This window comes from Microvirga pakistanensis, from assembly GCF_004458765.1.
GTDB lineage: Bacteria > Pseudomonadota > Alphaproteobacteria > Rhizobiales > Beijerinckiaceae > Microvirga > Microvirga pakistanensis.
Genome location: NZ_SPJX01000184.1, coordinates 431881 through 456975 on the forward strand (window position 1 = coordinate 431881; position 25095 = coordinate 456975).

Here is a 25095-nt window from a genome sequence, read left to right on the forward strand (position 1 = left end):
GCGTCTCAGAGCCGCTTGATGACGACTTTGCCACTGTCGATCTCAACATCGGCCACGAACTCGACCGGGATATTGACTGGGTCGCAATGGAGGTCCGCTCGCACAACGAACCGCACCTTGAGCTGCTTCGGATCGACGGTTGCATCACGAGCCACCTCAATGGAGTTCGACACGAGCCGGGACTCATAGATCTGCAAAGCCTCACGAATCTCGCCGGAGATGTCGGCGACTGCGGACTCGTCGATCGAGCGATGGACCACGTCTGGAAGGCCGAAGTTCAGGACGGAGTGGCGAACATGGTCGAAGTTGGATAGGTCAAGGCTCGACTCAAGCGCGATCGTGTTCATCAGAGCCTCAAGGTCGATGGCGACCTCAGTCCGGAGCACGGATTCCGTGATCGTGCCGCGCCTAAGCGTGCGGCGAAGAGCAATGATCCGCTCGCCATCCTCATCCCGCTCGTCAATCTTCATTTTCGCGTCACGTTTGGCGTGAGCGGCCCGGAACGCATGCATGAGGGGAGGGCTGAGACGGTCATTGCGTGAAGTTCCGGCCACTCGTGTTCTCCTCTCCGCAACCGTACCGGGCGCGTGACGCAGTCAGAGGCGTCGCACGGCTCTGCAGTCAGTACTTGGCGTTGGCGGCGACGTCCCATCCGAAGTTGCCGGCAGGCTTGCCGCTACCGTCCGCCTGCTGCTCCTTATACTCGACCTTGACCTTCGCAAAGTTCAGGGCGACATTTTCCGTTAGACGCTCATCTTGTTGCGCTCCGCCCGTCGATACTGTGGAGATTAAGACATCCTCCATGGTGATTTTGAGATATTCGAGGGGCTGTTCACCAGCCTTGCGCACGAACAGCTCGGCTTTCTTTACATGCTTGCCCGACGCACAATGGAACATCAGGTCGCTTGATGACTTGTCGATGTACTTTGTGACGAGCAGATCCTGCACCGATACTTTCCCGGCGCCGCTGCCACCACCGACGTGGCCAGTGCCGCTCTGGGCCAATCCCCAGGCCCAGGCTATCACATCGATTTCCTCTTTGTGGGCCTTGTCGCGGGCTTCGCCCTTTACACCATCGATCTTCAAAAACATGTCGACGGCCATCAAGTCTCTCCTGTTGCTTGCAGTTAAGGACGGACATCCTCCTCGGCGCCGGAGACTTGCACGAGATGGATCACCTCGCCGAGCAGAATGGACCAATTTCCCACGGCGCGGGAATCACGCCGGAGAATATCTCAGGTATCGGCGGAGCGGATACGGGATACCAGGCTGATCCCGATGTCCATTCCCTCAAGCTGGAAGTGCGGCCGAAGGTGGAACCGCGCCGAGTAATAGCCAGGGTTCTCCTCGTCGGGAACGATCTCGATCTTTGCATCGGCCAATGGCTTCTTGGCCTTCATCTCCTCCGAGGAATTGGCCGGGCTCGGGTCGACATACTCATAAATCCAGTCCTGCAGCCAACGGGTCAGCTGCGGAGCTTCCTTCGTTGACCCAATCTTGTCGCGAACCATGCATTTTAGGTAATGCGCGAAGCGGGAGACAGCGAACATGTACGGCAGGCGGGCGGAGAGGTTGTCGGACGCTGTCGCTTCGACGCCGTTTGGCCCGAAGTATTGCTTCGGCTTGTAGACGGACTGGCAGCCAATGAAGGCAGCCTTGTCGGTGTTCTTTCGATGGGTGAGTGGGATAAGCCCTGCCTTGGCAAGCTCTGCTTCTCGGCGGTCGCTGATGGCGATCTCGGTCGGGCACTTGAGATCGATGCCGCCGTCATCGGTCGGGAAGGTATGGGTCGGGAGGTTCATAACCTCGCCGCCGGACTGCACGCCGCGGATACGGGTGCACCAGCCATAATCCTTAAAGGCCCGATTGACGTTGGCGGCCATCGCATAGGCCGCATTCATCCAGGTATATTTCTCGCCCTTGTGTCCATCGGTTTCTTCCTCGAACGCAAATTCCTCCACTGGCTCGTTCTTCGCTCCGTAGGGCTGCCGGGCCAGCACCCGCGGCAGGCACAGGCCAACGTACTTGGCATCCGGAGAGTCACGCAGTGACTTCCAAGGAGCGTAATCGGGAGTGTCGAAGATCTTGCCGATATCGCGGGGATTCGAGAGCTCAGTCCATGAATCCATTCTTAGGAGGATCGGATCGGCGCCGGCAAAAAATGGGGCGTGGGCCGCCCCTGCTATCTTGCTTAGGTCTCGCAAAAGTTGAACGTCCTTTGGCTCATGGCTGAAGTAGTAGTCGCCAATGAGGCACCCAAAGGGTTCGCCCCCGAGCTGCCCATACTCCGCTTCGTAGACTTTCTTGAACAGAGGGCTCTGATCCCATCGTGCTCCGGGATAGAGCTTCAAATTTTTCGAAAGCTCGGTCTTACCGATGTTCATGACGCGGATTTTAAGCATCGAGTCCGTTTCGGAATTGAAGACTAGGTAATGCAGGCCGCGCCAGGCGCCTTCGATGGATTGGAACTCCTTTGCATGAAGAATTTCGTTCATCTGCGCGGTAAGCTTCGCATCGATCCGGGCGATCATCTCCTCTATGGTATCAATAACATCGCCCTGGATCAGTGTCGTGTCGGCTAGTGCCTGGTTCACGAGTGTGGCAACGGCGTTCTCAACCTCGGTTGCCGCACGCTCGGTTCGCGGTTTGAAGCTCTGCTTGAGGAGTGTCGCAAAGGCATCGGGATCACGGGTCTCGACGATCGTGTCAGCTTGGTGCTGACCTGTTCCTGCCACTTCCGCCATGGAAATAACCCTGTCTTCGGTTCGCATCTATTCGGTGTCGGCCTGAGCGTGCGGCTCACCCAAGCGCTCTTGGAGAGCTGCCATGAGTTGAGGGTCTGCCAGGAGGGCTCTAATCTGATCGCTTGCGGCCGCCTTACCGTCCATGTAGCGCAAGAGATTCGAGAGCTGCTGGCGAGCCTCTAGCAGTCGGGCGAGCGCGGGAACCTGACGGGCAACCCCTGCCGGCGAGAAGTCGTCCATTTTCCGGAACTTCAATTCGACGGAGAGCTGTTCGCCATCTTCGTCGCCAAGCTTGTTGGCGACCCGGAATGCAACGCCCGGCTCGATCGCCTCCATCCGCTGGTCGAAATTGTCCATGTCAAATTCGAGGAACTTGCGCTCTCCGACGTCAGGTTTCTCGACACCTGGCCTATTGCCCGAAAGATCAGCCAGGACACCCATGACGAAGGGGAGTTCCACTTTCCTCTCGGCATCGTAAGGATCTTCGTAGGAGATGTGGACCCTCGGTGCCCGGTTTCGGCGAATGAATTTCTGGCCTGTATCGGTCATCTGTTCTGATCTCCGTCTCCCGTGTTCTGCAGCGGGAACTCTTTTAGTCTATTCAAAGACAGTTCTCGTGAGCAGACAACAGATCAAAATTGCCAACCACTAACCGGATATTGCCACTCCCAATCCTGGCAAGACATCCTTCAGCAAGGTCAGGAAATCTTTCTGAGTGAAGGCGCAGGCGCGGTCTGTCAGAAGAGGAACTGGGCTGGCCGGCTCGCTCAACCGGTAGAATGCTCCCACCTGCTGGAGCAGCACCGTCGCTTCCTGCCTGCTCTGAGCGGTGTACGTCGGAACGTCACCAGCTTGGGCGTTTATGGGGCGGGATAGCTTGCTGGTCGCCCCATCCTGGTCTGAACGAGGGGAACTGGCGGCCGTGTCGAGGGGCGGGTCCGCAGTCTCGCCTAGCGCCGCATCTTCGCTGGGCTGGCCGGCCACGCCGTTCCCGGCGAGGAGATGGATCGGCAGCTCGAACATTGGGTCAGCGCCGAACCGGAATGTTGCCCGCTCAAGGTGAGTAGGCAACAAGATCTCGAGAACCTCATTGAAGGAGCGGCCCATGAGGCGCTGCGCCTGCTGGATAAGGAGAAGTGCAGGGCTTGAGGGCTCATGGGTCGAGAAGTATGCTTCAGCGGCGGCCAACGCTATGGTTGCTTGCGCGGCCGATGTGATCGGGGCCGCTGGGAGAGCGCCAATGCTGGCTTTCGGTCCGCTCCCGTTAGGGAGGTGGGCCGGCGCTTCGGTCGGCTCCGGGATCGGCGCCGTCGGATCGAGGCGAGTGATCGCGTCGTCCAGAACCCGCAGCAGTTCGGCGACGACAGGCGCGAGCTTTGGAAAAGAGATTGCTTGGTCGTAGCCGACATTCGCCACCCACACGCTTTGGATACGGGCGAGCGCATCTTTGAGCAGAGCGACGTGATCGCGAGTGTGCCGCAGCACCGACAGGTCGGCTTCGCGGAATGCGGCCTCAACGGTAGAGAGGTCGGGGACCTCTTCCTCCTCCCGCGGGACCACCTTACCGCTAGCAGCCAGGATATTTCGATAGGTGATCGATCCGAAACGGCGGCTGGGCACGAGATGGACGTACTGGAGCGGCTGGACGACGGTGGGTGACTCGTCGAGCGTTTGGATCGTCACCATCCTCAGGGTGAAGTCACCATCGTCGGCGCGCGGGTGGACATCGTCCCACCATTGCTTGAGGAGGTGGGCAATCGCGTCCACACTTAGTGCGAAATTCGCGAGGTCACGGCTAAGGATGGTGAACTTCGCTAAGATTGTCAGGAGCCGGAGGTCGCGCGTTGATCGGAGGAGGTCACCAATGGCCTGAGCTTCGTCGTCGAGCTTGAACTTTGGACGAAACGGGACGAGCCGCCCTGTATCCTCCTCCGTAACAAAGTAGGTGCCCTGCGGGACGAGGCCATCGACTCGGGCGAGCAGGTTCAGGAAATGCGCATCTCCTTGCAAATCGAGATCCGGTCCACACGGCGATGTGTCTGCAACTGGCTGCGTCAGGGTTGCATAGTCGATCAGAGCCATGACAGAGGAGCCCAGCCGGAAACCAAGAAGCTGATGGGTTTCCATGACTTTAACATCATTGGACCCTGACGGTTTCGACCCGGCGATTGGAGGCGTCGTTTGGGTCAGGTGTGCGCGGTTGTGTCTTGCCGTACCCGCGTGGCTTGAGCCTGCCCGGCTCGATCCCTATTTCAGTGAGGTACCGGACAACTGAGGCAGCCCGCCGCTCGGACAGACTCAGATTGTAGCGGTCGCTCCCGCGTGCGTCCGTATGCCCTTCAACTCGGAACGACGTGGCCGCAAGTTGGGGGTCCTTGAGGGCCTTTGCAAACTCGTCCAGGTTTTCACGAGCGTCCCTGGTCAAGGTGTCGGAGTCGTAGTCGAAGGTGACGACGAGATCGAAGGCTGCAGTCGGCGGCGTCACACTGGCAGGCGGCCCTTGCCCGCCGCATTCGCCCTCATGGCCAATACAGAGTCCTCGCGACGGTCCGAGCTCCGCTTTGGGAGCAAAGTGCTGAATGATGTCACGGGCCTTATAAGCGGGGTCGGCGAGAGCGCCGGTGCCCAGGAATGATAAGCAAACGACAAGAATAGCGGGGAGAGGTTTCTTGCACATGGGCGCCCCATTCTCCAGTCCACTCGACTATGACGAATGGACCATGTATCGTCAAGTACATAGAGAGTTGGATCAAAGATAAAGGCCTGTCATGAGTTCTGGGCTCAGCCAAGCCAAACGGCTCGCGTCGTTCAACACACCTCTGGGCATCGATTTTTTCGTTCTCACGCGGTTCGAGGGAATGGAGGGTTTGAGCGAGTTGTTTGAGTACCGAATAGAGGCGCTGAGCGGCGCGAACGATGCCGATCTGAGTAAGATCCTCGGCGAGGTGTGCCGCGTCGAGTATCACCTACGGGGCGGCCGAACCCGAACGTTCTGCGGCGTCTTGGCCGAGGCTCAGTTTCTTGGCGCGCAGGGCGAGCACTGGGGCTATCGGTTTGTCCTAAGGCCGTGGTTGTGGCTTCTGTCGCAACGCTCGGATTGTAGGATCTTCCACGACAAGACTGCGCCGGAAATCATCAAGGAGATCTTCAAGAAGGAGGGAAAGAGCAACTTCGACGACAGGCTGACGGAGCAGTACCAGAGAATGGAATACTGCGTGCAGTATCGTGAGACAGATTTCGCTTTCGTCTGCCGCCTTATGGAGCAACATGGGATTTACTACTACTTCAGTCACTGCGGCAGCGACCACAAGCTTGTCCTCTCCGACTCTAAATCCTCGCACGATCTCGAGCGCGCTCCCGCAAACGCGTCGGGGGCAGGGAATTATCCGTTTCTTCCTCGCGGCCAGTCTGACCGGCGCGAGTCCGACCATTTCGTTGAATGGCAGGCGGAGCGGCGGCTGCGAACTGGGCGGGTCGAATTGAACGACTACGACTTCAAGCAGTCGACAGCGGATCTGCGCCGCTCAAAGGAAGAGGGCATCGCCGCAGCGCGGCAGTACGAACGATACGACTATCCCGGCAAGTACAGCGACAGGAAGGACGGCCAGCGCTTTGCCGAGATACGGGTTCAAGCTCAGCAAGCCCTTGATGAGAGACGGTATGCGGAAGGTGAGGCGCCGAGCCTTTATCCGGGTGCTCTGTTTACCCTGTCCGATCACCCAGTGCGCTCGGAAAACGCTCAGCATATGGTCGTCCGCGCCAGCCACCGCTTCGGTCAGGAGGCCTACCGATCCAGTGACGGTTCCCTCGGGAACGCAGAACCCTATCGCGGGCAATACGAGTTCCTTAAGAGTGAGCGCCGTTTCCGAGCGCTGCCGGTGACCCCGAAGCCGCTCGTCTACGGCCCGCAAACCGCCCGTGTTGTTGCAAAAAAACGTCAGCAAGGTGAGGAGCTCGACGTCGACGAATACGGCTGCATATATGTCCAATTTCACTGGGATCGGGAGAGTGAGACGACATCCCGGCGGGTCCGCGTCGCACAGGTATGGTCCGGCAAGGGTTGGGGCGGGCAGGTTATCCCGCGCATTGGTCAGGAGGTTGTGGTCGAGTTTCTCGAAGGGGATCCGGACCAGCCGCTCGTCGTCGGGACGGTCTACAACGACAAGCACAAGTTGCCCTACGATCTGCCGGTCAACAAGACCCAGTCAGGCCTGAAGTCGAACTCCACCAAGGGAGGCAACGGGTACAACGAGGTTAAGTTTGAGGATAAGAAAGGCGAGGAGCTCGTCAGCCTTCATGCCGAGAAGGATCTCAGTGCTGTCATCAAGAATGCCGAGACGCGCGAGATTGGGGAGAAATTCTCTCCGGTCAAGGGCGCTCCGGCGCGCAGCACCATTGTCAAGAATGGTGACGACGTCCTCAACATCGACAAGGGTAGCCTTCTAGTTGAGGCGACGACCAGCATCGTCCTGAAAGTCGGGCTCTCCACGATAACAGTGGAGCCGAACAGCGTGACAATCGACTCACCACAAGTGACAGTGAAGAGCGTCAGTACGGAGATAAAAGGTGACATGTCGGTTGTCGTAAAGGGCGGAATCATTACTCTGAACTGAGGTTGCATCATGTCGCCTCTCGCACCGTGTGGCACTCTCTAGACGCTCGCGTGACCGGCTGCCGAGAAGGGCATCGCCTATCCGATGAGGTACCTCTTGTTTTCGTTCGGGCCTGCGGCTGGCGCTATGTCCGAGGGAACGAATTACTCCCTCGTGATGGTCAGGCCGGACGTTCCGGTGCACCGAGCAAAAAGCGCACGGAAACACAGGGGCGGTCTCGAACGCCTTGGCAGCCGGCTGGGCGAGTGGCACAATAACGAGCGATGAACAGGCGATGCTGGTCTCCCGCGCCCGATCGGTCAAGTTAGGTGGATCGCGGTTCCGACAGACCATGCGAAGGTTAGCGTTGACATACGAGCGACACAGATTAGCATCTGCTTTGACGAACCGTGCAGCCCGCGGTCGGGCGCACATGGGCACACAGGGCATCGACCATCAAGCGCTGGTGGGAGGTGACCGATGATGGCCCTTCGCCTCTCGATCGATAACGAGACCAGTTTGCCTGACGGCGGCCCGCTGAGCATCACTGTTACAGGCAAACGGGGGATCGATATTGGACGCGACCGGCATCTGGACTGGACTCTTCCGGACCCAAGCCGAACGATCTCTGGGAAGCACTGCGAGATTAGGTTTCGCGACGATGGGTATTGGCTCCACGACATCTCCACAAACGGGACGTACCTGAACGGGAGTGACCGCCGTCTTCAGGGGCCTCACCGTTTGCGCAACGGGGACCGGTTTGCAATCGGTCACTACGTTATTCTAGTTACCCTAAACGAGGACGCGGAAACTAGCCAACCCGTGCGTGAGACACTGAAGCCTGTGTCGTTCGACCCCCCGGATTTCTGGGCTCCTTCCGACGACAGTGCCCCCCCGCTGCCGCGCCGCGACCTTGAGCCGGCACGGGAGACACGGCCGCTTCATTCGGACTTCTTCAGCCAGCCGCTCGTCCCGCCGCCGCTTGCCGATTGGTCCTCTGCTCCAGAACCCGCGCCGGAATTCGGAAAGGGTGACATGGCGTGGATGATGCCAAAGGATTCGGTGCCCCTTGAGCCGGATTCACCTGTCCCGCGTCCTCGGACGCATCAGGCGGACTGGACCCAACCTTTAACCCGAAAGCACCGGGAGGACCCGAGCCAATCGGAGGACTTCACAATAGTCCCAGCACCCCAAGCGGTGAAACCGGAGAATGCTGCTCCGGTAGAGCCGCCATCGGTCGCTCCTCGTCGGGAGCAAGCGGAGCCGCCTTTGTCCGGAGGGCCTGCAGCCGACGACATGGACTTTGTGCGCTCCTTTGCGAAAGGCGCGGAATTGCCAGTGGAAGTGATTGCCTGGCGTGATCCCAACGAATTTGCCGAGCTGTTGGGCTCCCTCATGCGCTTGATTGCCACTGACCTCAAGAAGCTGCTTGCTGCACGCGCAGAGACGAAGCGCATTGCGCGCAGCACAAATCAGACAATGGTTCAGGCCGTCCAGAACAATCCTCTGAAGTTCTCCCCAACACCTGAGGACGCCCTGCGGCTCATGTTTGGGCGTCCGACAAGTGGTTATTTCGATGCTAGACGGACCTTTGAGGAGAGTTTTAAGGACTTAAGCGTGCATCAGGTGAAAACGTATGCTGCCATGCAGGGAGCCTTGCGGCTCCTCATCGAGGATCTCGATCCTCAAGCAATTGAGGAGGCGCTGAGTTCCGACAGAGGCATCTGGAAAATGATGGGATCTCGAAAGGCGAGACTCTGGGACGCCTATGTGGTCAGCTGGCACGCGAAAACTGCACCATATGAGCACGGAATAGTCGATGCCTTTATGCATCACTTCGCTGAGTGCTATGATCGCAGCGGCACGCCTCGACAGGAGTAGGCTTTACCGAGCCGACTTGGTAGTAAGGGGTAAGAGGTATGCCTGACCTGAACTCCAGAAACTGGACCGGCCAAAGCGGGAATTTTCCCGCAATATGTCCCGGCTGGCAGAAGGAAATGGGTCATGAAGGTGTCCAACACTGCAGTTCCAGAAATCCTCCTTCTATGGCTCGCGCCGGCTGGTGCAGGCGCTTCTGAAGCGCCTTCGGGAGACCGCCGCGATCCGCGTCCGCTCCGGCTATCGACCCATTCACGTGCTGTTGCCGTGTGAAGGATGGGTTGTGAACCACAAGCGTGTCTACCGGCTGTATGTCGAAGAAGGTTTGCAGATCAGGAACAAACGGCCAAGGCGCAAAGTGCCTGCAAAGGTACGCCCGGACCGCGAGCCGCCCTCGGCCCCGCATGAGGTGTGGACAAGGGACTTCCTGTCCAATCAGCTCTTCGATGTCCGCATTGTCTGGATCATGACGATCGTGGATGCGTTTTCAAAGTTCTCGCCGGCGATCTAGGCCCGCTTCCACTACACCGGAGCTGACGTGGCCACGACGCTCAGCCGAGTGGCGGGAACCGTGGCGTTTTGCGAGCAATTTGGGTGGGCAATGGCCCCGAATACGCCTCGCGCGCTCTGGATCTCCGGGACTATGATAATGGGGTTATTCTGGACTTCTCAAGTCTCTGCAAGCCTATCAGCAACGGCTGCGTCGAGGCGTTCAATGGCAAGGTTCGAGCAAAATGCATCGATTAGGACTGGTTCTTGCCCCTGGCCGACGCCAGGCCAAAAAGGCGAGATGCTCAGACAAGAGTATAAATGGGAAAGACAGCTCAGTTCGCTCAGGCACAAGACCTCGCCGAGTTCATGAGATCCATTGAGCACCCAGACAGCCGATGGAGCCATGAGGCGGGAGTGCCTGTCCGGCCATGCTCCAGCGTTCGCGGCAAGTCGAACTGGCGTTCTCCCTTTACAACCCCCGTCAGACCGGCGGCACAGAGTTGACCGCTGAATGATCGGAAACAACGCCCCGGTTTGATCTTCGGCAAGAGGCCCGCTCAGCAAATTGGGCGGGCCAGGGCCACGACGCCCTTCGGTGCCGTTTTGACGCTCCGCATCTCTTGCGGACTGCCCCCTTAGGCACTGAAAACTGCCAAGTGTCACACAATACTTAAAGAATTCAAGACTCGGTCTTCCCATCAGACGTCCGGGGCTCTTTACGTTAAGGCCACCATCTGTTCAAATCGTGTAAGGGTGGGCCAACCTTGAATTGGCCGGCGAGCGTCATCAATGTCTTGGAACAGCAAGCTTGTCTGGTCCGAAGGGTTATTCCTGAGACCTCATCACTTACAGCAGAGCGACCGTTACTTCGAGCATCTCATCGAAGCCCGAACGAGACAGATAACACCTTATCCATGGGGTTTCTCCTCCTTGGAGATCGATCAGGACCTCGCCCAACAGAGTAAGTTGGGTCTACGCCGGGCAACCGGGATCATGCCTGACGGAACGCCCTTCGACCTGCCAGCACAAAGCCCCTTGCCTGCGCCGATCGACGTCCCGGAGACTGCCGGCGGACATCTGGCGTGGCTCCTGCTGCCTGTTGCGGCGCCGAACACCCGGGAGGTGGATGACGCAACCACAGAGACGGCGAGCCGCTACGTTGTTGCCATGGAGACGCTCATCGACTCAACCTCAGCTCTTCGGATCGAGGAGGAAATCGACATCGCCCACCCAAGATTGTCATTCGATCTTAGAAAAACGCCGAAGCCCGGCTATGTCGGGCTTGCTATGGCACGGGTCACCGAGGTGCGGGATCGCTCGATCATCTATGACGAGAGGTTCGCTCCCCCCGTCCTATCCTGCTCCGCGCATCCAGTCGTGAACGGCTGGATTGATCGCGTGATTGGTTGGATTGACAACAAGGTGGAGGAACTCGCGCGCTATGCCGCTGACCCTGCAGCCGGGGGAGGGCTGCAGAGCGTCGACTATCTCATGCTCCAACTCCTCAACCGGCATGCACCAGTTCTCAAACACTTCCGTCAGTCGCGGTATGTCCATCCAGAGCGCTTATTCGAGGAGTTTCTTAGGATCGCTGGGGAGCTTGCAACCTTTGCGACCCGGGAGCGGCGGGCGCAGGTGTACCCGGCGTACAATCATGATGACCTGTGCGAGGTCTTTTCTCCCGTTCTACGCGACATTCAACTTTACCTGAACGCCACCGTCAGCCGTCCTATCCGGCTCGACATTATCGAGCGCGCTCCGAATGCGTTCGTGTCGGTAATCCGCGACAGAAACATCTTCCGAAACTCGACCCTCGTGCTGGATGTAGCGGCCGGACGGCCGCTGACCGAAATTCAGAGCCAGTTTCCACAACTCTTCAAGCTCGGTCCCAATACGAAGATGAATGAGATTGTTCACGCTCACCTCCCCGGTGTGAAACTCGTTCACCTCCCGACCCCGCCGCCGCAGATCCATCCTGTCACGGATCACGTCTATTTCTACCTTGACCGAAATTCCCCTCTTTGGCCCGAGTTCTCGACAGCTCAGTCGATTGGGATGCATTTTTCCGGAGATTGGCCGGACCTGGAGCTTGAGCTCTGGGCCGTGATGGAGAGCCGGCGGTGAGTGACCGAAGACAACCCTCCGACCCATTCGGCCGCAGCGAGCGGACCATCATTCGCCCAAACCCAGCAGGTCGTCGACCTGAGCCGCCTGGAACCTCATCGCAACTCGGCGCGCCAGCCTTTAATCCTGGCGCTCCGGCCTCCGACGACTGGGCTAGTTCTCCCCATCCTGCACAGCCTTCCGGGGGTTCTATCGGGCGCAATCAGGCGATCATTCTCCACCGTGAACATCTGATGGCTCCAAACCAGAGCCCTGTTATGCGGGCCGCGGCGCCCTTGCTGGTTCTCCTTGGACGGCTCAGAATCCATTTCCTGCGAGCGCCGGCAAGACAGCTGATGGAGCAGGTCGCGGAAGCGATCCAGAGCTTCGAGCGCGACGTCCGGGCTGCCGGCATTCCCGCAGAGCAAGCACGAACGGCTATGTATGTCCTATGTGCCACGGCCGACGACATCGTCCAGAACATCCCCAGCGAAGACCGGCACGTATGGACGCAGTACAGCATGCTCAGCCGCTTCTTCGGCGAACTCCTCGGTGGTGTTCGCTTCTTCGAAGAGGTGGACAAGGCCAAAGCCGACCCATTGGCGAACTATCAGATCCTTGAACTGCAGCATGCATGCTTGGCACTCGGGTTCGAAGGCATTCACCGCACCTCGGCTGGTGGGGCAGCAGCGCTCCAGCAGATCCAGCGGAGCATTTACGAGACTTTGCGACGGGTGAAAGCGGCTAATCCGGAGCTGTCGCCTAGGTGGCAAGGACAAGCCCTTCCCCAAACGACGGTTGGCAGACAAGTTCCGATTTGGGTGATCGGCTCATTCTTCGGTGCTCTCCTCCTTGGAGTCTATCTGTTCCTTCGCTTTCTCCTTCAAGGAGAAAGCGACGTGGTGGCGCAAGCCCTGATCGGCGTGCATCCGTCCGGAGAGGTCGGGATTCAGCGCCGTGTCTTTGCAGGTCCGCCACCGCCGCCTCCCGCAACGCCGCAGATTTCCCGGGTCCGAGCAGCATTGGGACCACCCTTGGATGTTTCCGGCACTGGAACGTTCATCGTCATCCGGATGTCGAACCTGCCTCTTTTCGAGCCCGCGAGCGCTACTGTCAGCGACAAATACCGACCACTACTCGATAAGATAGCTGCAGTTCTGGAGAAAGAGCCGGGCACAATCAAAGTCGTTGGTCACACGGACAGCGCGCCGATCCGCAGCCCACGCTTTCCCTCAAACTATCAGCTGTCGCTTGAGCGGGCGAAGGCGGTGGCAGAGATCATCAAGGAACGATTGTCCAAGTCGGATAGGATTGGAGTGGAAGGAAAGGGCCCCGATATCCCCATTGCGTCCAACAATACGCCCGAAGGTCGGGCCAGTAATAGACGGGTCGAGGTTCTGCTTCAACGAACCAACTGAGGAATGAAGCATGCCGGAGCGAACGGGAGGATTTAGACAGATAGTGTCAATGGCAGCGATCCGCATTGCCACGATCCTGATAGGAGCCGTCGCCGTTTCCGCTTTGATCTGGTTCGGCGGGCCTTTGATTGCCATTGGAGACACTCGACCTTTCGAAAGTCTCTGGGGCAGGACCGCATTGATTATTCTCGTCGCGGCCGCGGCCGTTGCAGCAATAGCACTCGACTATGTGAAGCGCCGTCGCGCGAACGCAGCGATCGAGAATGCAATTGCGAAGTCTGATCAAGCTCAGGGCGATGCGAAGGTCCTGCAGGAGATCATGCGCGATGCGCTTGCAGCCTTGCGCCGGGCTAAGGGGAGGGGAGGTGACTATCTGTATGAACTCCCCTGGTATGTGATCATCGGGCCTCCTGGTGCGGGGAAAACGACGGCGCTTGCCAACTCGGGGCTCAGGTTCCCCCTTGCACGGGGCGGCACGCCTGAGGCAGTCGCCGGGGTTGGCGGTACTCGCTACTGCGACTGGTGGTTCGCAGAAGAGGCAGTTCTCATCGACACGGCCGGCCGCTATACGACTCAAGATTCCGATCCGCAAGCTGACCGCAGGAGTTGGCTTTCCTTCCTCGACCTCATCCGCGAGAATCGACCGAAGCAGCCCATCAACGGTGTCATCGTCGCCATCAGTCTCGAGGATCTCCTGACGGCTGACTTGGAGGAAGTCGCTGCTCATGCGAACGCGATTCGACAGCGGCTTGTGGAACTGCACGAGCATCTCAAAGTCGACTTTCCGGTCTATACGCTATTGACGAAAGCCGATCTGATCGGGGGCTTTTCGGAGTTCTTCGGAAGTCTGACGGAGACCGAGCGTCGGATGGTTTGGGGGCACACCTTTCAAACCAGCGATCGTTCCCGGAACATGATCAGCGAGGCTTCGACAGAATTTGACGCCCTGGTCGAACGGCTGACGGACCAGTTGCCGGATCATCTCCAATCGGAGCCGACTCCTGCAGCCCGTGTTGCTGTCTTCGGATTCCCGTCCCAGGTGGCGAGCCTAAAGCGACCGATCATCGACTTTCTCAATCAGATCTTCGAGCCGAGTCGCTACCACGCCAGCACGACCCTCCGCGGCTTCTACTTCACATCAGGAACCCAGCAGGGCACGCCAATCGATCGGCTGATTGGCGCGCTTGTGACGGATCTCGACCCCCAGGATGTTCCCCCCCCGACCTATTCCGGGAAAGGCAAAAGCTTCTTTCTTACCGATCTCCTGCGCAGGGTCGTGATCGCAGAGGCTGGCTGGGTGACGGTCAACCAGGCTGCAGTGCGACGATCGGTGCTCTTGAGAGCGGCTGCCTTTGCAGGTATCGGAGCGATCGCCGCCCTGGCGGTGATGCTCTGGTGGATCAGTTTCAATGGTAACCGAGAACTGATCTCTGCGATCAACAGAGATCTCGTTCAGTACCGGAACGATGCCGGTCTGATCCTGCGGGAGACGACCGTTGCGGACCGCAATTTTGTGAAGGTCCAGCCGCTGCTCCAGAGGCTGCGCTACATGCCGGCGGGCTACGCCTCCCGCGATGAGCAGGAGCCGATCACCACGACGTTCGGTCTCAGCCAGCGCGAGCGCCTGCAATCGGCAGCGGAGACCGCGTACGAGCAGGCCCTTGAGCGATTGTTCCGTTCTCGTCTGATCTATCGATTGGAAGAACAGCTCGAGGCGAATATCAACGATCCGGGGTTCGTTTATGAGGCCCTGAAGGTCTACATGATGGTTGGGGGGATCGCGCCGGCCGACCGCGAGTTCGTGGTGGCCTGGATGCGCAAGGATTGGGCCGAGAATCTCTTCCCCGGTGCTGCCAACGCCCGTGGCCGGCTAGCGCTTGAAGAACATCTTCAGGCGATCTTTGACTTGGACGTGGGCCAGCAGACGTCCTTTTCGCTGAACAAGGCGTTGATCGAGAACGCCCAGCGCACGCTCGCGCGCATGAGCGTTGCCGAGCGGGCTTACGAACTCCTCAAGTCACAGGCCCGCGGTGTGACACATCGGGATTGGGTCGTCGCCGCACGCGGAGGCACCGATGTCGCTCTCGTGTTCGAGGGGGCTAGCGGCGAAGACTTGGACAGCTTGCGAGTACCGTTTTTCTATACATATGAGGGGTTTCAATCGGGATTTCTCGGGCGCCTCTCGAGTGTCGGGGAGCAGATTCAACAAGAGCGATGGATCCTCGGAGAGGCCGGGCAGCAACAAGTCGTCGCGGCGCAATACTCCACCCTCTACCCGGATCTCATGCGGATCTACACTCGCGAGTTCGTGACCTCTTGGCAGACGGTACTGCGCAAGCTGAAGCTGAGGCCCTTGAATGCTGATAAGCCGCGCTATATCGCGCTTGCCGCTGCCGGCGCTGCCACCTCGCCCATCAAGCAACTCATCGTATCGATTGTCGACGAAACGAGGCTGACCCGCGAGCGGCCGAATTCAACGCCCAAACCCAACATCGCCCAGCAGTCCCAGAGCGGTTTCTTCAGCCAAGGAGAAGCTCCAGGTGCCAACATCGAGGCACAGTTCAAGGGATTTCACGTCTTGCTGGAGGGAGAAGGAGGGCGCAACCCGGTCGATGCTCTGCTGCAGAACCTAACCGATATCAGCCAGAGTCTTGCGATAGCAGCAACGAACCCTACTCAGGCTCAGGCTGCCAACAACCAGTTTGTGCAGCAGGTTGCTATCCTTCGTGCAACCGCATCACGCTTCCCCTCGCCGTTCGATCAGATGATCAGAAATGCAGCGAATGACTTTGAGGGCGACGCAACCGGGACGTCAATCGCGATGCTCCAGCAATCACTTGCAGATCAGGTTACTCGGGTCTGTCTGGACATCGTTAACAACCGGTATCCGTTCACTCCGGGAGTTGAACGGGAGGTGTCCCTCGCCGACTTCGCACGCTTGTTCGCTCCCAGCGGAATTATCGACAAGTTCTTCAAGGAGAGCCTTGCCCCTTACGTCGATCAGTCACGGATGCCGTGGACCTGGCGCCCCGACAATCGGATTGCGCGCGGGCTTTCGACCATAACTCTTCGTCAATTCCAGCACGCAGCCGAGATCCGCGATGCCTTCTTCCCGACAGGAGGCAACCTACCGTCTTTCACGATGGCGATCACGCCGCTAGGAGGAAGCGGCGAGGCTACCACCTCCCGCCTTGAGATCAACGGTGCGTCGGTCATCAGTCAACAGGGAGTCAATATCCCGACTAACGTATCTTGGCCGGGGAGTGGGGTTCCTCGTTCGGCTGTCGTGGTAGGAGGAGGAGGCGGTTTCTTCAGCGGCGGTTTTTTCAGTCAGCCGACGGCCATGCAGAAAGATGGTGCCTGGTCCTTCTTCAAACTCCTCGACGTCGGCAATGTGCTTCGGCAGGGCGATGTCATCGTGGCAAGCTTCGTCCTTGGAGGACGGCAGGTCTCCTATCAGATCCATGCAGGCACGGTCGTGAACCCAATTGCGCTAAAGGCTCTGCGGGATTTTCGCTGTCCGAGTGGCATTTGAGCTCCACCATGTCGTGCTCACTTTTCGGCAAACTCCCCGCGAAACGGGATTATGTAGCGATTGCCATTCCACCCAATGTGCTGGAGGTGTGGGATCGGTGGCTCCAGGCCGGGCTGTCGACGAGCCGCCTCCACCTAAAGGAAAAGTGGCAGCAGGTCTATCTCCGGGCTCCGATCTGGCGGTTCTGGCTTGGGCCGGAGCTCTGCGGCGGAACCACGGTCGCCGGAGCCTTCATGCCGTCGGTGGACGCGGTCGGTCGCTATTTTCCCCTTACCATTATGGCCTGTGCCTCAAAACCGATAATCATCCCGCCGCCAGAATTCGATCTGCAGGACGCTTGGTTCAGCCAAGTCGAGCAGGTCCTCCTATCCGCCCTTGAGCCGGATGTACGATTTGAGACGGTACGGGAAAGCGTCGATCGGCTGCCTTGTCCCAAGGGCCAGACCCACGTTCAGCCATCCAACAGAATGAAGCGCTTCCCCGATGGGACAATCTTCGCGGCCGCTGACTCAGGATCCCCCCAAAGCATGCTCGCGGCTCTTCGGGTTATAGATTATGCTCGGGTCTACGCTACGACTGCGTTCTGGTGGACAGTTGGCGGCGAGGACTTTCCGCCGCTTATCCTCATGAGCCAGCGGATGCCCGATCCCTATCTCTTCCCGACGTTTCTGACTGGCCGAGCGGAGGGCGCCGTATGAGCAACCTAGATCCCAGTTTCCTGCTGACCACCACTGGCGCTGCGACACACCCCGGCCTTGTACGCCCAATCAATGAGGACCGATTTCTCGTACTTCCGGAAAGCGGCGTCTGGGCAATTGCCGACGGCATGGGCGGGCACGAGGCGGGTGCGCTCGCCAGCCAGACTGTCGTTGCGGCACTCAAATCCATTAGTGTGCCGGTTTCTGCAACCGACCTCTTGGCCCAGTTGGAGGACCGGATCATTAGAGCCGACGCACAGTTGAAGGAAATCGCTCGCCAGCACGGCCACAATGCGGTCATCGGGTCGACGGTTGCGGTTCTTCTCCTGTTCAACCGTCATTATGCTTGCGTCTGGTCCGGAGACAGCCGGCTTTATCTCGTTCGGGCGGCTCGGATCGTGCAAATCTCCCGTGACCACACCGAGGTACAAGAGCTCATCGATCAGGGTGTGCTGCATCCTGACGAGGCCAAGACGTGGCCGCGCCGGAATGTCGTGACGCGTGCTCTCGGAGCCTACGACGCTCCGGAACTCGACTTGGATCAGGGCTCGATCGAGCCCGGCGATGTCTTCGTGATCTGCAGTGACGGACTGACGTCGCATGTGGCCGACGACGAGATCCTCGCCCATACCGTGAATGAGCATCCGCAAGCCGCCTCCGACGCGCTTCTTGCGCTAGCACTCGAGCGTGGTGGCGTGGACAACATAACCGTCGTGATCGTTCGCTGCAGCGGGTCTTCGCCTCAGGAAGGAACTGCGAGCTGAAGTCTTGGAGTCGAGCCGATGACGGAGCGTGAGGATCGTACGATGTTCCGACCAGGGGTACGACCGGGAACGCGCCTCAATGGCATTTATGAAATCGAACAACTCATCGCCGTCGGAGGCATGGGCGAAGTCTACAAGGGGCGGGTGATTCAGACCGGCGATCCCATCGCTATCAAGATGCTTCGTCCGGACATGGCACAAAATGAGGCGGCCCTGATGCTGTTCCGTAAGGAAGCCGCGGCGCTTCACAACCTCTACCATGAGGCGATTGTCCGATACTATGTGTTCTCGGTTGATCCGGATCTCGGCTCACCTTACCTTGCCATGGAGTACGTAGATGGGCAGCCCCTTTCCGAGATGATCAAACAGGGGCCGCTCGGATATGATGAGGTACGGGTTTTGCAGCATCGTCTCGCGAGCGGTCTGCAAGCCGCCCACGAACTCGGAATCGTCCACAGAGACGTGTCACCCGACAATGTTATCCTTCCGGCCGGTGACCTATCGCGCGCCAAGATTATAGACTTCGGGATTGCGCGGAACTCAAGGATCGCCGAGGCAACCGTGATCGGAAGCGGCTTTGCAGGCAAGTTTGGCTACGTGTCGCCGGAGCAGCTTGGGATGTATGGCGGTAACGTTACGCCTCGGTCCGACATCTACAGTCTTGGGCTGGTCATAGCGGAAGCACTCACCGGACGGCCTCTCGACATGGGCGGAAGTCAGGTGGACGTCATTGAGAAGCGGCGGCGGGTGCCGGATCTCTCGGCCGTCGATGTTAGAATGCGGCCGCTCCTTGAGCAGATGCTTCAGCCGCAACCCGAAGAACGGATCGCCACGATGGCCGACGTGGCCGCCTGGCAGTTGCCTCCGAAGCCAGTACGTAGGACCTTCGTTCCGCTGCTTATCGGGAGCCTCGTGGTCGTCGCAGTGGCAGGTATTGCAGTCCTGACCTTTCCAACAGGGATCCTACGTGTCCCCGATCCTATGGGAAGTCCTGTTCCAAAGAATGACCCGACACTCAGCCCAGCTCCGCCGCGGAATCCGGGTCAGGACATCTCGCGGCTGCCGCAGCCGTCTGACACCACCCTTGCGCCTCATACACCTCCCCAGCCGCCTGACACGCTCACCCGACCGCCGAACCCGCTGACGCCGGACCAACTGGCTCGCTATGTGCACGATTATGAGGGTGGAGATTGCTTCCTTCTCCTTCCTACGAGCGTCAGCAACTCTCAAGTCATCGTCGAAGGGTTCGGGTCCTCTGCTGCCGCATTCGGAGCGTTCGACGAAGCGTTCAGACGCGCCTACGGCTTCGAGGCTCAGGTCAACGTCCGTCTCGTCACGGATGCACAATGTCCTGCGATAAGGTTCATCAGGACCGTTGGGGTGAATCCAGCCAGTGCTCCGAAACTACTCCTGAAGTCCTTCAAAGTCGGCCCTGGAGAGCCCTTGAGCGGTTCTATTGAGGCATATGGTGGGCAACACGTCGACGCACTCCTGGTCTCTGATGATGGGTACGTGCACAGTCTCGACAAATATACAAGCCGGGAGCAAGGGTCGGCAAAATTCAACTTCCGTCCGAATGTCGGTGGCGGGCAGGGTCCAAGCCCGCAACTCGTTCTCGCTCTTGCAAGCTCAAACCCTCTTGCACTTCTTCGCACCGACAAACCCATGGCCGCAGACGCATTGTTTCCTCTGCTCAGTGACGAGGTTCAGAGCCATCAGGTGTCCGTCGATCTGGCGGTGAAGTATTTCCGCATTGAGAAATAGAGAGTAGGCGGTGTTCTCAGGCCACGGCTTTGAGATCTTGCCTGGCGGCATAGGACCAGGGCAGCAGTTCATCGAGGCGGCTGTTGGGATGTCCCTGGACAATGCGGCTGATCACATCGGCCAGGTAGCAATAGGGCTCGACGCCGATCAGCTTGCAGGTCTCGATCAGCGAGGCGATCACTGCCCAATGCTCCGCGCCACCATCGGATCCGGCGAACAAGGCATTCTTCCGATTGAGGGCAATGGGCCGGATCGCCCGCTCGACCACGTTGGAGTCGATCTCAACCCGCCCGTTATCAACAAACCGCGTCAGCCCCTCCCAACGCGAGAGCGCATAGCGGATCGCCTCCGCCAATTTCGACTTCTGGCTGATGAGTGCGAGCTTGGAGCGGAGCCACGGCTCAAGCTCCTCCAACATCGGCCGACTGCACTCCTGTCGGGCCATGTAACGCTCCTCAGGTGAGCGTCCGCGGATCTCGCTCTCAATCCTGTACAACTCGGCAATGCGCGTGAGCGCCTCGCTCGCAATTGGCGCCGGTCCAGCCGTGGCCAGCTCGTAAAAGCGGCGCCGCACGTGGGACCAGCAGAACGCGAGGCTCACCTAGTTGCGCCCCGCCAGTACCTTGTAACCGCCATAGCCGTCGACCTGCAGCACGCCCGTAAAGCCTGTCAGATGCACGATCGGCCGCTCGGCCTTGCGATCCGGCGCGTACATGTAAACCACCCCGGGCGGATCCAGGCCGCCCCACGGCCGATCATCCCGCGCGTAAGCAAAGAGCTGACCCGTTTTGGTCCGCCCACGGCCGGGATCCAGCACAGGCGCCGTGGTCTCGTCGGCGAACAGCTTGCCCGAGGTCTTCAGCGTCTCGAACAAACGCTCGTGCACGGGCCGCAGCAGAAAGGCGGCACGGCCGACCCAATCGGCCAGGGTCGAGCGATCCAGGTTGAGGCCCTGGCGCGCGTAGATCTGCGTCTGCCGATAGAGCGGCAGATGGTCGGCATACTTCGACACGAGCACATGCGCCACGGTGGCTTCGGTGGGCAATCCGCCCTCGATCAGGCGGGCCGGAGCCGGTGCCTGCACCACCACGTCCTCACACCTGCGGCAAGCGTATTTGGGCCGACGCGTCACCAGCACCCGGAACTGCGCGGGCACGATGTCGAGCCGCTCAGAGACATCCTCGCCGATCCGATGCAAGGGACCCGAGCAGCAGGGGCAGGACCGCTCATCGATATCGACAAGGCTCTCAACCCGCGGCAGATGCGCCGGCAGGGAGCCGCGGTTGCGGCGCCGATGCGCCGCACGCCGCTCCGGCTGTTCCCTCTCGCGGTATGCATGGTCAGCGGCTTCGACCTGCTCGACCTCTTCGAGCGCGAGCAGCAGCTGATCTTCCGGCAGGGTCTCGGCCCGGCAGCCGAAGCGATGACGCTGTAGCTCCTTGTGATCTGGCGCAGCCGCTCGCTCTCGGCGCGCTCGGCCACAAGCATCGCCTTGAGCAGGTCAGGATCATCGGGAGAGATGGCGTCGCGCTGGTCACAAGACGAAGTGAATCATGCTTCGGCGATGCCGGCGATGGCTCTTAGGGGTGTGCGATCAACTCGCCGCCGACGGCACTGTCGTCTGGCGCGCCTCATGCACACGGCGCCAATCCAAGCCTTCGAGCAGGGCGGAGAGCTGCGCCGCCGACAGATGAAGGGCCCCATCCTGGATTCTGGGCCAGCGGAACTCGCCGTCCTCCAACCTTTTGGCCACGAGAACCACTCCCGTGCCGTCCCAGAACACCAGCTTGACGCGATCCGTGCGCTTGGCGCGGAACACGTACACAGCCCCGGAGAACGGATCGGCGCCCATGGTCTCGCGCACGAGCGCGGCGAGCCCCTCGGCGCCTTTGCGGAAGTCGACGGGCTTGGTCGCCACGAGAACGCGGACAGTGCCGGTTGGCCCGATCATCGCACACTCTTGAGCGCCTGCAGGACGGTGGCCAGCATCGCTCCATCGACGCCCGACGGCACACGGATGACAGCGCCCTCGACGACGATCTCGATCACCGCCTCACGACAGACGTTCGGTGTGGGCTGCAGCGTGTCAGGGCTGACAACAACTGGGGTAAAGGCCAGAGGATGATTGTCGGCCTCTCGCTTGGCCTGACGACGCCAGGTGAACAGGTGCTGGGGCGACATGCCATTGCGGCGGGCCACGTCGGACACCACCGCGCCGGGAGCCATCGCCTCCTCCAGGATCCGCGCCTTCTCGTCCGCTGACCAGCGTCGGCGTCCGCCAACTCCGGTGATCACTTCCAGGCGCCGCACCAGCCGCGGCGGCTCAAGCATATGGTCAACCATCGACACAAAACGATCCCAAATCAGAGATCGTTAGTCTCGCCGTTCAGAGACACGGACGTAAGGTGGGTTCAGAACACCGCTTACAATAGAGAAGGCAGTGCATTCAGTTCTTCGATGCACATTATGTAGGAAATGGCTCCACCCCACCACTCCTCCTACAGGGAGAAGTTGGACCGAAGGTACAAGTGAAGTGTAAGAGGCTCCTCCGGGAAGAAAGCAATCCTCCCACACTTGCTGCGATTGGCCTCACTTCGCTGGAAGAGGTGAGGCTGTCACAAGGGACTCGGTAGAGACCGGTCCATAACCGCTCTCCGGAAGCGTCAGTATATGAACTCCGCATTGGTGCGGGTCCGAGTCACAATACTTGAGCAAGCGGCAAGCGGCGCACCGCTTGCCGATGCACAAGTAGTTATGTCATTGACGATAAGTCGGCTGAGGCTATCGCAAGGAACTTCCGGAATGTCGAACATCACCACCTTAGACCGGCTGGCGCGGACATCGCTGAACGTGAGTGCGACCGATCGCAGGATCATACCTGTCCGGTCGAATAGATAGACTGCGAGGCGCAGTTCTTTCAGGGGATCGGCGGCACCGTTATTGACGACGAAGTAGCTTCGACACGCGCTACCCGTTTGCTCAAGCTTGTTGAGCTCTATCGTTATCCCCGGAGCGGACCCGAGAGGTGGTTGAGCTGTCTCCTGGGCCATCGCGGATAGCGAGATGCCGACGAAGACGGCACCAATCAACAGACCTTGAAATAGTAACTGCATACGCGACCTCGCCGGATTTGGCTGCTCGCCTTGACAATAATGCGCCGATCCGGAATCTGCCAGTACTCAACGGTAGCTGTCCCGCTACGGCGCTACGACCTGGGGGGCTTGCAGCTGCGCCTTGTGCGGAGACAAGTTACGGACAGCCTGATACTGGTTGAGGCGGTCGACGATCATCTTCTCGAAGTTCCGATGGACCTCCGATACCGATCGTCCGCCCTCCTTCTTATAAAAGATGGCTCGGTTCGCCTCGGCTGCGTCGGGGTTCACGTCGGGGGCTTGGCGGCCTGGGTCGTCCTCTACTGCGTTTATGAACTCCTGTGCGCCATCAGGCCCAAGGAAATGGATCAGGTAAATCTCGCCGCCCGTAAGCGGACGCCTGAGCCGACTCTCCATCCTTAAGGTGTCCTTTCGCAGCATCTCGCCTGCCATCAGAGCCGAGAGGAAGGGTTCGCGCCGGAGATCAAGGATGCGCGTGCGCTCGGCCGCGTCCGGAACATCATACCCTCTCTTCCCCCTCACGATCGCTGCCGCCTCTCTCGCATACCCGTGTTTCTCGCCGAACTCCTTGATCACACCGAGCCAGGTTCGCTCGATGAACTGGAAGAGGCCGGTCGCCGAGGATGTTCGCGCCTTAACCTCGGTGGCAAAGCTCGATTCCTTGTCGGCCACGGCCATCAGCAGTGTGGGATCGGCTCCGACGATCCGGCTGGCCTGGATGATGGCCTCGACAATGTGACGGCGAACTCTCCTCGGTCCGAAGGTCACATGGTCATTCGGATTGCCTGTGCTGGCGATCGGCGGCGAAGCGGGAAGGGGGCGCGGCAGGTTATCCGATTTCGGCGGAGGCGCAGGGAGATTGGGGATGGCCTTAATGGCGTTCCGGACAGTTTCCAGATCTTCCTCGACCGCCGCAAGGCTAAGGAGCGGACGGGGTGCAGTCGGCGAGAGGATGATGGACCTATCGAACCGTTCATCGCGCGACGATTGTTGTTCGAAGAGGAGGGTGGCAATAGTCATACCAAACCCGATACCAATGAGACCACCTGCCAGAACGAGGAAGCGTGGGCTTGCGATCTGCAACTGCTTCGATGGCACTCCGGTTCGGTTCGGCGGAGCGGATCTCAGATCGACTTTTCTGAACCTTTCCTCTAGGCCCGGGACGGATTTCATCTGCCCGTCGATCCATCTTCCGATAGCGGTCAGCCAGCCGGCAAAGGGGCGACCGGGTTGGCAGAGGGCGTCGAATGCAGTGAGTTCACGCTGAATGCGTTCGGCGACGAGCGTTGGCATTCCCATTCGCCGCACCAACTCCTTTGCCAAGGCGTGCGAGGTCTGCATTATCCAGATTGCGAAGAACCAGTCCGTGAGTGAGGTCCGTAGCTTCTCGAATGGTGTCCCGAATGCTGGATAAAGCGCATGTCCGCAATTCTCACAAACCACGACCCGTTGCTTCGCTTGCGGACGAAAATGATGGCGCCCGCTGCAGGCTTGGCAGTCAAGCACGCCTCCTCCGTACCGCAAGTCCCTCAGCACTTCGAGGCAGGCCTCCTCGGAAACGAACTCCCTGAATTGTAGATACTCGTCCGTCATCGGACGCTGCTCCGCCAATAGAGCCGATGATGGGTGGCTGCCACTTACCCACAGGATCCAAATGATACCACAAGTCGGCGCCAAGGACCTACGCCGCTTAAGTGCGACTTGGGCTCATGCGGTGATGGCATTGAGAGATGTTCTTCCTGTAAACTTGGCGGTAAAGCAGGAGTCGACATCCTCAACATTGGATCCCAGGCCTCAATGGTGAATTCTTGTTGCGTAACGAGAATGACCCCTTTGTGTTGGGTTAATCAATGCCGAGCGGGGGGTCAGTCAACGATCTAACCCGAGCGGCCTTCGATTCTGAGCAGACGAAATTCACAGGTCATGTGACAGATAATCCTCGGCTTCCTTAAGCCGCTGCTTCCGGCTGTACAGATGGGACTGGGAGCGGCGCT

General features: G+C 59.4%; 19 protein-coding genes and 1 pseudogene. 9 read left to right on the forward strand and 11 right to left on the reverse strand.

Annotated elements, in window-relative coordinates; all coding sequences use genetic code 11:
- Positions 1 to 5: 5 nt before the first annotated feature.
- The 6 genes from tssE to E4K09_RS09850 all read right to left on the reverse strand — a co-directional run bounded on the left by tssE (position 6) and on the right by E4K09_RS09850 (position 5421).
- On the reverse strand, positions 6 to 470 hold the full coding sequence (gene tssE / locus E4K09_RS09825) for a type VI secretion system baseplate subunit TssE (RefSeq protein ID WP_342211343.1): 465 nt from the start codon (positions 468 to 470) through the stop codon (positions 6 to 8).
- Between the two features lie 151 nt (positions 471 to 621).
- The gene (locus E4K09_RS09830; protein WP_134496559.1) at positions 622 to 1104 is read right to left on the reverse strand and encodes an Hcp family type VI secretion system effector; all 483 of its coding nucleotides are present in this window, start codon (positions 1102 to 1104) and stop codon (positions 622 to 624) included.
- Positions 1105 to 1235: 131 nt separating this feature from the next.
- Positions 1236 to 2744: a type VI secretion system contractile sheath large subunit gene (gene tssC, locus E4K09_RS09835; protein WP_134496560.1), complete on the reverse strand. Its 1509-nt coding sequence runs from the start codon at positions 2742 to 2744 to the stop codon at positions 1236 to 1238.
- Positions 2745 to 2771: 27 nt separating this feature from the next.
- A complete protein-coding gene (gene tssB, locus E4K09_RS09840) occupies positions 2772 to 3293 on the reverse strand; it encodes a type VI secretion system contractile sheath small subunit (protein ID WP_134496561.1) in 522 nt (173 codons plus the stop codon).
- A gap of 99 nt (positions 3294 to 3392) precedes the next feature.
- On the reverse strand, positions 3393 to 4871 hold the full coding sequence (locus E4K09_RS09845) for a type VI secretion system protein TssA (RefSeq protein WP_134496562.1): 1479 nt from the start codon (positions 4869 to 4871) through the stop codon (positions 3393 to 3395).
- 10 nt (positions 4872 to 4881) lie between these two features.
- Entirely contained in the window at positions 4882 to 5421 is a 540-nt protein-coding gene (locus E4K09_RS09850) for an OmpA family protein (protein ID WP_134496563.1), read from the reverse strand.
- Positions 5422 to 5512: 91 nt separating this feature from the next.
- Between E4K09_RS09850 and E4K09_RS09855 the strand changes: the two genes are divergently transcribed.
- The 9 genes from E4K09_RS09855 to E4K09_RS09895 all read left to right on the forward strand — a co-directional run bounded on the left by E4K09_RS09855 (position 5513) and on the right by E4K09_RS09895 (position 19988).
- The gene (locus tag E4K09_RS09855) at positions 5513 to 7357 is read left to right on the forward strand and encodes a type VI secretion system Vgr family protein (RefSeq protein ID WP_134496564.1); all 1845 of its coding nucleotides are present in this window, start codon (positions 5513 to 5515) and stop codon (positions 7355 to 7357) included.
- Between the two features lie 462 nt (positions 7358 to 7819).
- Positions 7820 to 9217, forward strand: a complete 1398-nt coding sequence (gene tagH / locus E4K09_RS09860; protein WP_244610433.1) for a type VI secretion system-associated FHA domain protein TagH — start codon at positions 7820 to 7822, stop codon at positions 9215 to 9217.
- Between the two features lie 181 nt (positions 9218 to 9398).
- Positions 9399 to 9725 (forward strand): IS3 family transposase, encoded by a 327-nt coding sequence (locus tag E4K09_RS09865; protein WP_166802244.1) that lies wholly within the window; start codon positions 9399 to 9401, stop codon positions 9723 to 9725.
- A gap of 770 nt (positions 9726 to 10495) precedes the next feature.
- The gene (gene tssK / locus E4K09_RS09870) at positions 10496 to 11830 is read left to right on the forward strand and encodes a type VI secretion system baseplate subunit TssK (RefSeq protein ID WP_134496567.1); all 1335 of its coding nucleotides are present in this window, start codon (positions 10496 to 10498) and stop codon (positions 11828 to 11830) included.
- Between the two features lie 233 nt (positions 11831 to 12063).
- Positions 12064 to 13227: a type VI secretion system protein TssL, long form gene (tssL, locus tag E4K09_RS09875; RefSeq protein ID WP_244610427.1), complete on the forward strand. Its 1164-nt coding sequence runs from the start codon at positions 12064 to 12066 to the stop codon at positions 13225 to 13227.
- Positions 13228 to 13276: 49 nt separating this feature from the next.
- Entirely contained in the window at positions 13277 to 16762 is a 3486-nt protein-coding gene (gene tssM, locus E4K09_RS09880) for a type VI secretion system membrane subunit TssM (RefSeq protein ID WP_134496569.1), read from the forward strand.
- Positions 16759 to 17460: a type VI secretion system-associated protein TagF gene (gene tagF, locus E4K09_RS09885; protein ID WP_134496570.1), complete on the forward strand. Its 702-nt coding sequence runs from the start codon at positions 16759 to 16761 to the stop codon at positions 17458 to 17460. The genes tssM and tagF overlap by 4 nt, the downstream gene beginning before the upstream one ends.
- The gene (locus E4K09_RS09890) at positions 17457 to 18224 is read left to right on the forward strand and encodes a PP2C family protein-serine/threonine phosphatase (RefSeq protein WP_134496571.1); all 768 of its coding nucleotides are present in this window, start codon (positions 17457 to 17459) and stop codon (positions 18222 to 18224) included. Before tagF ends, E4K09_RS09890 begins: the two co-directional genes overlap by 4 nt.
- Before the next feature lie 18 nt (positions 18225 to 18242).
- Positions 18243 to 19988 (forward strand): serine/threonine-protein kinase, encoded by a 1746-nt coding sequence (locus E4K09_RS09895; RefSeq protein WP_134496572.1) that lies wholly within the window; start codon positions 18243 to 18245, stop codon positions 19986 to 19988.
- A gap of 16 nt (positions 19989 to 20004) precedes the next feature.
- Here the strand turns inward: E4K09_RS09895 and tnpC are convergent.
- The 5 genes and pseudogenes from tnpC to E4K09_RS09920 all read right to left on the reverse strand — a co-directional run bounded on the left by tnpC (position 20005) and on the right by E4K09_RS09920 (position 24694).
- Positions 20005 to 21476 (reverse strand): annotated as a pseudogene (tnpC, locus tag E4K09_RS09900) (IS66 family transposase).
- A gap of 106 nt (positions 21477 to 21582) precedes the next feature.
- Entirely contained in the window at positions 21583 to 21939 is a 357-nt protein-coding gene (gene tnpB, locus E4K09_RS09905; RefSeq protein WP_134496573.1) for an IS66 family insertion sequence element accessory protein TnpB, read from the reverse strand.
- Positions 21936 to 22331 (reverse strand): IS66-like element accessory protein TnpA, encoded by a 396-nt coding sequence (gene tnpA / locus E4K09_RS09910; protein WP_134496574.1) that lies wholly within the window; start codon positions 22329 to 22331, stop codon positions 21936 to 21938. The genes tnpB and tnpA overlap by 4 nt, the downstream gene beginning before the upstream one ends.
- A 320-nt stretch (positions 22332 to 22651) precedes the next feature.
- Positions 22652 to 23101 carry a hypothetical protein gene (locus tag E4K09_RS09915; protein ID WP_134496575.1) on the reverse strand — a complete coding sequence of 150 codons (450 nt, stop codon included), beginning with the start codon at positions 23099 to 23101 and terminating at the stop codon, positions 22652 to 22654.
- An 84-nt stretch (positions 23102 to 23185) separates the two neighbouring features.
- Positions 23186 to 24694: a transglycosylase SLT domain-containing protein gene (locus E4K09_RS09920; RefSeq protein ID WP_134496576.1), complete on the reverse strand. Its 1509-nt coding sequence runs from the start codon at positions 24692 to 24694 to the stop codon at positions 23186 to 23188.
- Between the last annotated feature and the right edge of the window lie 401 nt (positions 24695 to 25095).